General features: G+C 44.3%; 8 protein-coding genes. 4 read left to right on the top strand and 4 right to left on the bottom strand.

Annotated elements, in window-relative coordinates:
• Window positions 1-235: 235 nt before the first annotated feature.
• Window positions 236-2533 (bottom strand): ribonuclease R, encoded by a 2298-nt coding sequence (rnr, locus tag DWV53_RS03895; protein ID WP_118066568.1) that lies wholly within the window; start codon window positions 2531-2533, stop codon window positions 236-238.
• Between the two features lie 332 nt (window positions 2534-2865).
• Between rnr and DWV53_RS03890 the strand changes: the two genes are divergently transcribed.
• Window positions 2866-4581, top strand: coding sequence for a Na/Pi cotransporter family protein (locus DWV53_RS03890; RefSeq protein ID WP_118151758.1), 1716 nt, complete (start codon window positions 2866-2868; stop codon window positions 4579-4581).
• A gap of 107 nt (window positions 4582-4688) precedes the next feature.
• Here the strand turns inward: DWV53_RS03890 and DWV53_RS03885 are convergent, their stop codons facing one another.
• Window positions 4689-5387 carry an SIR2 family NAD-dependent protein deacylase gene (locus DWV53_RS03885; RefSeq protein WP_118151748.1) on the bottom strand — a complete coding sequence of 233 codons (699 nt, stop codon included), beginning with the start codon at window positions 5385-5387 and terminating at the stop codon, window positions 4689-4691.
• A 174-nt stretch (window positions 5388-5561) separates the two neighbouring features.
• Here DWV53_RS03885 and DWV53_RS03880 point away from each other — a divergent pair, with 174 nt between their 5' ends.
• From DWV53_RS03880 to DWV53_RS03870, 3 genes are all read left to right on the top strand, one after another.
• Window positions 5562-6164, top strand: a complete 603-nt coding sequence (locus tag DWV53_RS03880) for an FKBP-type peptidyl-prolyl cis-trans isomerase (RefSeq protein WP_006848156.1) — start codon at window positions 5562-5564, stop codon at window positions 6162-6164.
• Window positions 6165-6248: 84 nt separating this feature from the next.
• Window positions 6249-7124 carry an FKBP-type peptidyl-prolyl cis-trans isomerase gene (locus DWV53_RS03875; RefSeq protein WP_006848155.1) on the top strand — a complete coding sequence of 292 codons (876 nt, stop codon included), beginning with the start codon at window positions 6249-6251 and terminating at the stop codon, window positions 7122-7124.
• Between the two features lie 36 nt (window positions 7125-7160).
• Complete coding sequence (locus DWV53_RS03870) at window positions 7161-8138, top strand: FKBP-type peptidyl-prolyl cis-trans isomerase (protein WP_118151746.1); 978 nt, start codon at window positions 7161-7163, stop codon at window positions 8136-8138.
• A 218-nt stretch (window positions 8139-8356) separates the two neighbouring features.
• Here DWV53_RS03870 and DWV53_RS03865 read toward each other — a convergent pair whose 3' ends face one another.
• Window positions 8357-9112 carry a LytR/AlgR family response regulator transcription factor gene (locus DWV53_RS03865; protein WP_118151744.1) on the bottom strand — a complete coding sequence of 252 codons (756 nt, stop codon included), beginning with the start codon at window positions 9110-9112 and terminating at the stop codon, window positions 8357-8359.
• A gap of 15 nt (window positions 9113-9127) precedes the next feature.
• A complete protein-coding gene (locus tag DWV53_RS03860) occupies window positions 9128-11119 on the bottom strand; it encodes a histidine kinase (RefSeq protein WP_118151742.1) in 1992 nt (663 codons plus the stop codon).
• Window positions 11120-11184 lie beyond the last annotated feature (65 nt).

Raw genomic sequence — 11184 nt, 5'->3', positions numbered from 1 at the left:
TACTGCAATGCAATGCGGGAGAGTAGGTAGCCGCCTCCTTTCAATTTCAGAAGCCTCGATTACGAAAGTAGTCGGGGCTTTTCTGTTTTTCCTACAGTTCTGCTTTCTTATCGCAGCTTTATCCCATAGATTACGCGGCTCCTTTTATCTTTTTACCTATTCGGTCCTGGATTTTGTAAATGTGTATAGATTCAAAATAAAAAAGGCTGACCAATAAGGTCAGCCCAATTTGATATTATTTGTTTTTACGGTGATTTCGTGTCTTCTGCTTTGACTTTTTCGCTTTGCTGGAAGAAGTATTAGCTGCAGGCTTTTCCTTGCGTACAGGAGCCGAATCGCCGGCTAGGGTGAAATCTAGTTGTTTCTTCTCCAGGTTGGCTTGCGCCACCTTAATGCGGATAGCGTCGCCTAATTGATATTTATTATGGTGACGACGACCAATCAAACAGAAGTTCTTTTCGTCGAAGTCGTAATAATCGTCAGCGATGTCGCGCATTGGAATCATTCCTTCACAATGGTTTTCGTCTATGGTAGCATAAATTCCGTAAGAAGTAATACCGCTTATGTGGGCATCGAATTCCTCGCCGAGTTTATCTCCCATGAATTCTACCATCTTATATTTGATACTGTCACGTTCTGCATTCTGTGCAATCTGTTCCATTTCAGAGCAATGCTCACAGAGTTCTTCGTAATGTTTCTCGTTGGCACTTCTGCCGCCATCTGCGTACTTGGTAAGCAAGCGATGAACCATCGTATCCGGATAACGGCGGATAGGTGATGTGAAGTGGGTGTAGTATTCGAAAGCCAGTCCAAAGTGTCCGATGTTGTGAACGGAGTACTTTGCCTTCATCATGGCTCGGAGTGCAACCATCTGGATGAGGTTGTTCTCTGGTTTGCCTTCGCAATCTGACATCAACTTGTTGAGACTTCTTGCTGTAGCGCCCTTAGTACCCTCTGTTTTCATCTTATAACCAAACTTCACAACGAATTCACGCAAGGTTTCCAACTTCTGTGGGTCAGGATTGTCATGAATACGATAAGGAAGCGTCTTTGGCTTCTTTCCTTTCTTTACCTTTCCGATACTTTCTGCCACCGTACGGTTGGCGAGAAGCATGAATTCCTCGACGAGTTTATTGGCATCCTTAGAGCGCTTGTAGTAGCAGCTTACTGGTTTCCCCTTTTCGTCAACGTCGAAATGCAACTCTTCGCGGTCAAACTTAACAGCACCATTTTTGAATCTTGCGGCACGCAGTTTCTTAGCCAGTCTGTCAAGCGTAATGAGCTGAAGTGCGTTTTCTCCCTGATAAGGATGTTCCTTGGTTTCGGCTGGAGCAGGTTCGCCAGTACCATCAATCACACCATTTGCTTCGAGGAGTTCCTGTACCTCTTCATATTTATATCGGCGGTCGCTCTCGATGACGGTATGTACGATGCGATAGTTCTTGACTTCGGCATTGTTGTCGAGTTCGAAGATGACGCTGTACGCAAGTTTTTCCTCATTAGGACGAAGCGAGCAGATAAAGTTACAGAGACGCTCTGGGAGCATCGGGATGGTGCGATCTACAAGATATACAGATGTTGCACGTTTCACAGCTTCCTTGTCGATGATACTGCCCTCTGTGACGTAATGTGATACATCTGCGATATGAACACCTACCTGCCAGTTACCATTCTCCAATCTCTGGATACTGAGGGCATCATCAAAGTCCTTGGCATCCTTCGGGTCGATGGTACAAGTGAATACCTTGCGGAAGTCCTCTCGTTCTTTGTAATCCTGTTCTGTGATTTCGCCGCTTATCTTGTTGGCTGCATCTTCTACATTCTTTGGATATTTATAAGGTAATCCATATTGAGCAAGGATAGAATTCATCTCAACATCATTATCACCCATCTGACCAAGAATATCAACAACCTCGCCAATAGGACTCTTGTTTTCTCCATCAGGCCACTCAATAATTCGTACCACTGCCTTGTCATCGGTCTTTCCTCCCTTCACCTTTCTTCTAGGAATGATGATGTTGTGAGCAAAGACATCGCCAGGTGTCACGAGGTAAGCCAGATCCTTATCTACTTTCAGACGTCCTACGAAGGTATCTTTAGCGCGTTCAAGGATTTTGTTGACCTGTGCCTCCTTGATGTGATTCTTACGGCGAGCCAGGAAGGTGAATTCCACCCTGTCGCCATTAAGTGCTCCCATCGAATTACGTTCAGAAACGAAAATAGGCTTCTCGCTATCATCAGGGATAACAGAGTTTTTGCCATTTGCCTTTCTAACGAATTTACCTTCCATCACCTGTATGCTTTGATTCAGGCGATAAGAATTATCACTTACCTTAGCCAGGTAGTCATCCCATGCCATTTCCTCCATAATGTCAATCGCCAGCATCTTGAGCGGATGTGTAGTGAGACGGAGGGAACGGAATATCTCTTTAAAGCTGAGCGTTTCGCCCGGTCTTTCGGCAAAGAATTCCTGCAGCATCTCAGTGAGCTGCGCTTTGTTCATTCTTTTGCCACCTTTTTTACCTTTTCCCATAAATTATGACTATTATTAGTTTTATAAGGCAAAGAAACAAAAAAAAAAGGAGAAAACAAAGTTTCTTGGCATCTTTTTTCGTTTTTTATTAAATATGAGGCAAAACTGACCATAATATTTCTTCATTTTTCGTATTTCAGAGCAGAATATAGCTTATTGATTCTTTTTGTCTATTCGTAAATGTAGTTCTTCCAAAATTGTGTTTAGGGGGTCTTGGATGTTACAATACTGTTACAACTTGAAATATCGGTAACAAATATTTCGTAATAACGGAAATTCTTATTATATTTGCAACCGAAACGTAACAAACATTTCCACAAATACAAATGAATATGGATACAAGTCAATATCTTGTGATTTTTTTTCAGATTCTCGGTTCTTTAGCTTTGCTCATCTATGGTATGAAGGTGATGAGTGAGGCCTTGCAGAAGATGGCAGGATCTCAGTTGCGCCACATTTTGGGCGCTATGACAACCAACCGATTTACGGGAATGCTTACAGGTACCTTTATTACCTGTGCCGTTCAGAGTTCCTCTGCAACTACCGTTATGACGGTTTCTTTTGTAAATGCAGGTTTGCTGACTTTAGCCCAAGCTATTTCCGTTATTATGGGTGCCAACATTGGTACCACGTTTACGGCTTGGATTATGTCGCTGGGTTATAATGTAGATTTAACGATTGTCGTATTCCCTGCGTTCTTCCTCGGCATTATGCTGATTTATAGTAAGAAGCGCCGTTATTTCGGAGATTTCCTTTTTGGTATCGCCTTCCTCTTCTTCTCGCTCGTTCTGTTGAGTAGTGCGGGTAAGGCTCTCGATCTGGAACATAATCCGGCGGTTATCGATTTCTTTGGATCTTTTGATACAAAGAGTCATTTCACGATTGTAGTCTTCCTCCTGATTGGTACACTTATAACCTGTATCGTACAGAGTTCGGCAGCTGTGATGGCCATCACTATCTTACTCTGTTCTACAGGCGTACTCCCTATCTATCTGGGTATTGCCTTGGTGATGGGTGAGAATATCGGAACTACCGCTACAGCCAATCTTGCCGCTTTGGGTGCTAATGCCCAGGCTCGTCGTGCAGCCTTGGCCCATCTGGTATTCAATGTCTTTGGTGTAATCTGGGTTCTCTGCCTGTTCTATCCATTTGTAGATTTCGTTTGCTCTATCGTGGGGTATGATCCTGATGGTGGTATGTCTGCGGCACAGAAGACGAAGTTGTTGCCAATTGTCCTGGCGATGTTCCATACCTGTTTCAATGTTTGTAACACGGGCGTTCTGATTTGGTTTATCCCACAGTTGGAAAAAGTTGTCTGCAAACTTATCAAGCCTAAGGCAGATAAGGAGGATGAAGATTTCCGTTTGCGCTTTATCCAGGCTGGCATCATGAAGACCCCAGAACTTTCTGTCTTCGAGGCACAGCAGGAAATCGGCAGTTTCGGCGAGCGTATCCATCGTATGTTTAGTATGGTGAGAGAGTTGCTGGAAACTCAGGATTCCAAGACTTTCGACAAACTCTATGAGCGTATCGAGAAGTATGAGGGTATTTCTGATAATATGGAGATTGAGATTGCCAAGTATCTTGATCAGGTGAGCGATGCTCATCTGAGTGATGATACCAAGGCGAAGATCCGTGCGATGTTGCGTGAGATTTCCGAGATTGAGAGTATTGGTGACAGTTGCTTCAATCTTGCCCGCACCATTAAGCGCAAGGGTGAAAACAAGGAGGAGTTTACTGCCAAGCAGAGTGAAAACATTCATCAGATGTTTAAGTTGGTAGATGAGGCGCTGACTCAGATGAACTATATGTTTGCTCATGAACGCCATTCTATCAATCTCAACCATACGTACAATATCGAGACTGAGATTAATAATTATCGTACTCAGTTGAGAAACCAGAACCTGGATGATGTGGATAACCATCTTTATACCTATGGTGTAGGTACATTGTACATGGATATCATTCAGGAGTGCGAAAAACTGGGTGATTATGTGGTTAATGTCGCCGAGGCTCGCATGGGAGTCAGAACATCTGAGGCTGTGTAATGCAGAATGTTATTGATAGAAAGAAAATAAAAGTAATAAAAGCAAACGGGGAAGTATCAATGGATGCTTCCCTGTTTGCTTTTGTTGTTTATGTATTCTGAATGTTTTTATTTTTCCAATATTTCCTTCAGTTCCTTCATGCCTTCAGAAGCCCCTTTCATGATGTGCTCTATCTTGTAATATCCATTGGTGTTTACAGCACCCGGGTCTATCAGATAGATAGGAATGTGAGGCTTGGTATATGAAATCAGACCTGCAGCAGGATAAACGTTGAGTGAGGTTCCTATAATGACGAAGATATCGGCTTGCTGTACAGCTTCGGCTGCCGGCTCAATCATAGGAACGCTTTCGCCGAAGAAAACGATAAATGGACGCAACAGGCTTCCGTCTCCAGCTTCGGTTCCCGGCTTTACCTCGCAATCATCCTCGGGTAATTCCTTGATGTAGCGATAGTCGTAAGGGTCGCGTGACGAGCAAACCTTTGACAGTTCGCCATGCAGATGAATTACATTCTTGGAACCTGCCTTCTCATGCAGATTATCTACATTCTGGGTGATTACCGTCACATCGAAGTCTTTTTCCAGTTCCTTGATAAGTTTATGCCCCTCGTTAGGTTGCGCAGCATAGAGTTTATGGCGCAACATATTATAGAAGTTTGTTACTAGGGTAGGGTCAGCTTCCCATCCCTCATGGGTAGCTATCTGTTCTACAGGATAGTTTTCCCATAATCCATCATTGCCACGGAAAGTTTTGAAACCACTCTCCACAGACATGCCTGCACCGGTTAAAAATACGAGTTTCTTCATCTTATCACGTTTTAATTATTCATATTTTCTTAATCTTTATATTAAGAATGCACAAATTTAGCAATTTTTCTGCAAATAACATCGTTTTAAGCGAGAAAAATGTTATCTTTGCACTCGTTTTAAGGACAAAAAGTACATTTTAAGATTATTAATACATTTTTATAAATAGATTTTATGGATAAAGTAAGTTATGCTTTGGGCATCGGCATCGGTCGCCAGTTGGCTTCAATGGGTGCAGAGAGTTTGAATATTGATGATTTTGCACAGGCCGTAAAGGATGCCATCGCAGGTAAGCTTCAGCTCGGCGAGCAGGAGGCTCAGGAGTTGGTACAGAACTTCTTTGCAGAGCAGGAGGCTAAGGCTCAGGCTGCTGCTGCCGAGAAGGGCAAGGTTGCTAAGGAAGCTGGTGAGAAGTTCCTCGCCGAGAACGGCAAGAAGGATGGTATCATCACTACTAAGAGCGGTTTGCAGTATCAGGTTTTGCGCGAGGGTAATGGCAAGGCTCCTAAGGCTACCGATCAGGTTGAGTGCCACTATGAGGGAACGCTTATCGACGGTACTAAGTTTGACAGTTCTTACGACCGTGGTCAGACTGCTACCTTCCCATTGAACCAGGTTATCGCTGGTTGGACAGAGGGTCTTCAGCTCATGACCGAGGGTGCCAAGTTCCGTTTCTTCATCCCTTATCAGTTGGGTTATGGTGAGCGTGGTGCAGGTGCATCTATCCCTCCATTCTCAGCATTGATTTTCGATGTAGAGCTCGTTGCCGTTAAGTAATCGTTAGTAGATATATTTAAACGAAGTAAAGGCAATCCTGGAATATAATAGATAAAAATAAAGATTTAAAATATAAATAAGGAAATGAAAAAGTTATTTTTCGGAGCCCTCGTGGCTTGTGCTGCTGCTACATTCGTAGGTTGTGGCAATTCTACTCCTAAGGCAGATCTCAAGACTGATGTAGATACTATGAGCTATGCTATGGGTATGTCTCAGACTCAGGGTCTGAAGGAGTTTATGGTAGAGCGCATGGGCGTTGATACTGCTTACATGGATGATTTCATCAAGGGTCTTAACGATGGTGCCAACGCTGGTGACGACAAGAAGAAGGCTGCTTACTACGCAGGTATTCAGATTGGTCAGCAGATCTCTAACCAGATGGTTAAGGGTATCAACCATGAGGTATTCGGTGAGGATTCTACAAAGTCTATCTCTCTGAAGAACTTCATGGCTGGTTTCATCACAGGTACTACTGGCAAGAAGGGCTTGATGACTGTTGAGCAGGCTGCTCAGATAGCTCAGGCTAAGATGATGGCTATCAAGGCTAAGAACATGGAGAAGGAATATGGTCCTAACAAGGTTGCTGGTGAGAAGTTCCTCGCTGCCAACAAGAAGAAGCCAGGAGTTGTTACTCTGCCTTCAGGTGTTCAGTACAAGGTAATCAAGGAGGGTAATGGCCCTATGCCAAAGGATACTTCTATGGTTAAGGTTAACTACGAGGGTAAGACAATCGACGGCAAGGTATTCGATTCTTCTTTCAAGCGTGGTCAGGCTGTAGATCTCCGTGCTAACCAGGTTATCAAGGGTTGGACTGAGGCTTTGGTTCACATGCCAGCAGGTTCTGTTTGGGAGGTTTACATTCCTCAGCAGTTGGCTTACGGTGAGCGCGAGCAGGGTCAGATCAAGCCATTCTCTGTATTGATCTTCAAGATTGAGTTGATTTCAGTAGGTGGCAAGTAATTTTTGTGGGAACTCATTTTTATAGAGGACTTATAAATGAAGAAAATATTAATGACAGCACTCGTCCTCGTGGCGGGTGCTTCTTTGTTTACAGCTAGTGCTGCAAGCAAGAAGAAGGTTAAGAAGGCGGCTACTCTTGTTGAGTTGAAATCATCAGCCGATTCTTTGAGTTATGTAGCTGGTATGAATGCCACTCGTGGTCTGATTCCTTATATCCAGCAGAGTTTTCAGGTAGATACTGCCTATATGGAGAATTTCCTTCGTGGTTACAAGGATGCGCTTGCCATGGGTATCAATCCTAAGACCGTAGCTTATTCTGCAGGTATGGAGGTTGCCAAACTGGTTGAGAAGCGTGTATATCCTGGCACAAAGGAAGAGTTGAAGAGCACAGGCGATTCTATCAGCCATGCTATGTTCCAGAATGGTTTTATCGCAGCTTTGGCTAATGATACAACATTCTTTACTACTAAGGCTGCTGCCGATTTCCAGAAGGAAGCTTTGGCTGGTGCCGGCGAGAAGTTCCTTGCCGCTAATGCCAAGAAACCTGGTGTAAAGGTGTTGCCTAGCGGTTTGCAGTATAAGGTGATTACCGAAGGTCATGGCGAGGTGCCTAAGGCTAGCGATGAGGTAGAAGTTATCTACGAGGGTCGTCTGATTGATGGTACCGTTTTTGATGCTACATCCAAGCATGGTGGCAGCAAGACAGATAAGTTCCGTGCCAATGGCTTGATCAAGGGTTGGACCGAGGCGCTTACTCTGATGCCTGTGGGCAGTAAGTGGCAGGTTTACATTCCTTACGAGTTGGCTTACGGCGAGCGTCAGGCTGGTCAGATTCCTCCATACTCTACTTTGGTGTTCGATCTTGAGCTGGTTAGCATCGTAAAGCCAGAGGTTAAGGCTGAGCCTGCTGGCGAGTTGAAGGAAGATGTAGCCGTAGGAGCAGAGAAGAAGGTGGCAAAAGCGCCAGCTAAGTCTGCTGCCAAGAAAGCTGCGCATTCAAAGAAGAGAAAGTAATTACGAAATTCATTTCATCAAGTAATTACTACTAAAATATAATAAGGTAAGAGCCAAGGATAGAGTGTTATCTTTGGCTCTTTTTCACGGGTGATAAAGTGGTGAAACCTTTGCGTGATCATTACTTCTCCGAGGTTATCAGATAAGCGTATGTTTTTTCTACTAAAAGTAGTAAAATGCCAAGGTTTTTAACATTTCAATAGTTTTTTTGCCTAAAATCAAAGACTATAAAAGCGGTCTATCAATTTCTTGCGATAGAGGCGTCCCACCCTTACATAGCTTATGTTATCAAACGGCGGATAGAAGTGGCATACGTTGTCAACCACCTCTATCAGATAATTCATATTGATGATAAACTTTTGGTTGACTTGTATAAACTGCTTGTCCACTTCCAGGAGGTCATCACCCTTGATGGTTCGCTTCAGACGGACAGGAGCCTTGCTGCCCGCTACCACAGCCTCCCAGCAACGCACTTCATGATTATACTGAAAGAGAGCGATGTCGCGCTTGTCAACCAGTTTGAAATCTATGGTATTGGTATAGAGCAGAAACTTGCCGTTGTCGGACATGAGTTTGTCCTTATCCTGCCCGTCGGATTGTGGGGTTGGTAAAAGGGGGTGTTCGGCAAGTCGCTGCATAATGATGTCCAACTCCTTGTCATCAATAGGCTTCAGAAGTACATCGAAGGCTTTCTTTCTGAAAGCTGGCAACACAAACTCATCGTAAGCTGTATACATTACCACCCTGCAACGGCCATGGGTAAAGAAATCCAGTCTGTCCAGGAAATCCAAACCGGAAATATCGGGCAACTGCACGTCAAGGAAGAGCAAGTCGGGCTGTAACTCGCTCACCCTCGCCAGGCCGTCTAGTCCGGAGTGCTCTACTGCCACCACTTCTACCTCGGAGAATCTGGCCAGCCTTTCGTTCAGGTCTTTGACTGCCTGCTTATTGTCGTCTATAATGATTGTTCTCATCTTGCGGTTCTTTTGTCAAATAAATAGTTTGATATTATCTGGAATAACTATCGTTGCCACACATCCTACGGCTTTTCCATTTTCCTGTTCATTATTGAGCGAGAAGTTCATCTTGTTCTTATTTCGCTCGTTGACGATGACGATAGTTTGGGTGATGACGTTCAGTCCGGTGCGCTTCTTTCCCACACTACGGATGTCAAATCCCGGTCCATTGTCTCTGACCTTGATACAGGTGTTTTTTCCTTCCTTGCTTATCCCGATATGGATAATCTTATGTCCATCCCATCCCTTCAGACCATGCACGAAAGCATTCTCCACGAGAATCTGCACAAACATGGAAGGGATGCGCACCTGATCTATATTCACACTTTCGGCAATATTGATAGCAAACTCGAAGTCATCGCCCACCAGCTGTTTCTCCACATCAACATACCGTTTCACGAAGTCCAACTCTTCGCGCAACGTCACATCCAGACGGCACGACAGGTCGAGGTTAGCTCTTATCAACTTAGTCAGGTCGAGCAAGTCATTGGCATCATGCTCATCCGATTTCAATATTTTACCATTAAGCACATTAAACACGAAATGTGGAGAAATACGGTTGCGCACACAAGCTAGCCTCAACTGCATGTTGCGCATTTTATCTTGCGCATTTCGCTTGCGGGAGCGCATGACAAGAAGAGCAAAGATCAGGATGATGACAACGACCAGCGATACTGCTGCCACCGTGATGGCATAGGCACGCTGGACAACAGCATTCTTATGCTCCATCTCCAGGTTATGGTGCAAACGAATGGTATCTTGCGCAAATCGGTCCATGATTTCTGATGCACGCATCTTGATGCGGTTATGCTCCAGAGAGTCGTTCTGTTGGACATCCGTCCTCAGATTATCGTAGGCTCCCCGATAATCGCCTATAGCCTCATAATACTTGCGAAGATAACGATTACGAATCTGGCGAAGACTAAACTCCATGCTATCTGACCCCTTCTCGTGTGACAAGATATCCTTGACCTTTGCCATATTCCCCTGCTTTACCGCCTGTCCGATACGGATAGAATTGACATAATAAATAGATACCTCATTACCATTTTCGGCAAACCAGGGTTCTATCTCGTCGAGATACTTCTCGGATAGCGCCACTTTGTCCAAATTGAGATATACATCTGCGAGATTGAGCTTGCAGAGGTACATATCGAAGGTATCTGTCTTATGATGTTTCTCGAGAAAAGCCTTCATGGCAAGAAATTTCTGGAGAGATGCCTTGTAGTTCCTGGTATAATAATAGTAGTTGCCATAGTTATTGAGGTAATAAGCCTGCATGCCTACAGACATCTGCGAGAAATACTTCTCTGTCTGCTGATAATACTTCAGCGAGGTATCAAAATCGTTGAGTTGCAGATAGATGGTGGCAAGTCCGAGATAGAGTGTGATGTTCTCACTAGACGGCAACCCGAGCGAGTCTACCAGAAACAGGGCACGCCGGTAACACGCCGCAGCCTCAGGCAACTGACTCTTGAAGATATAAGCATCGCCCAGATTGGCACAAACCTTAGGCAGCTGGTCTTTAGCATCGCTGTTAGCCAACAAGGTTGTGGCGTCTTTATAGAGTCTTATCACCTCATCCGGATTCTTGCGATAATTATGATAAGCAATAGCCTTGCAATTGTATGCGTATGCCAATAGAGAGTTACGGCGTTCTGTAGCTGGCTGGAGTTTGCAATAAGATATGGTTTGATCCAAGATGGGATACATCGAGTCTGGGGTGGCAGACAGACAGAAGTACTTTGCCTTGCGAACATAATATTCATAATAAGTCAGGCTATCCGTTGCCGAAGCCAAGGCTTTCTTTATAATTTCAGGAGCATGAACCGACATGGCTTCCACTGAGTCATCAATGCAAGCTAACACTTTTCGTTCTTCTTCTGTCTTACCCGATTCCGCAGGTCGTTGGCAACCCAACAGTACGACCAACAGCAGGCATATACACCAAACAAATCTTTTCATCTTCTATATTCCGTTAAAACTCTCTTTTTATGGCAAAAATAAGCATTTTACTACACATCCACAAG

Source organism: Segatella copri, from assembly GCF_003465495.1.
GTDB lineage: Bacteria > Bacteroidota > Bacteroidia > Bacteroidales > Bacteroidaceae > Prevotella > Prevotella copri_G.
The sequence above is the reverse complement of the archived record's forward strand: the minus strand, read 5'-3'. Positions and strand labels throughout refer to the sequence as shown.

What these genes read in the sequence shown, in the direction of transcription:
- DWV53_RS03890 (WP_118151758.1), top strand. Translation starts at nt 2,866, where the DNA reads ATGGATACAAGTCAATATCTTGTGATTTTTTTTCAGATTCTCGGTTCT.
- DWV53_RS03880 (WP_006848156.1), top strand. Translation starts at nt 5,562, where the DNA reads ATGGATAAAGTAAGTTATGCTTTGGGCATCGGCATCGGTCGCCAGTTG.
- DWV53_RS03870 (WP_118151746.1), top strand. Translation starts at nt 7,161, where the DNA reads ATGAAGAAAATATTAATGACAGCACTCGTCCTCGTGGCGGGTGCTTCT.
- DWV53_RS03875 (WP_006848155.1), top strand. Translation starts at nt 6,249, where the DNA reads ATGAAAAAGTTATTTTTCGGAGCCCTCGTGGCTTGTGCTGCTGCTACA.
- DWV53_RS03860 (WP_118151742.1), bottom strand. Translation starts at nt 11,119, where the DNA reads ATGAAAAGATTTGTTTGGTGTATATGCCTGCTGTTGGTCGTACTGTTG.
- rnr (WP_118066568.1), bottom strand. Translation starts at nt 2,533, where the DNA reads ATGGGAAAAGGTAAAAAAGGTGGCAAAAGAATGAACAAAGCGCAGCTC.
- DWV53_RS03885 (WP_118151748.1), bottom strand. Translation starts at nt 5,387, where the DNA reads ATGAAGAAACTCGTATTTTTAACCGGTGCAGGCATGTCTGTGGAGAGT.
- DWV53_RS03865 (WP_118151744.1), bottom strand. Translation starts at nt 9,112, where the DNA reads ATGAGAACAATCATTATAGACGACAATAAGCAGGCAGTCAAAGACCTG.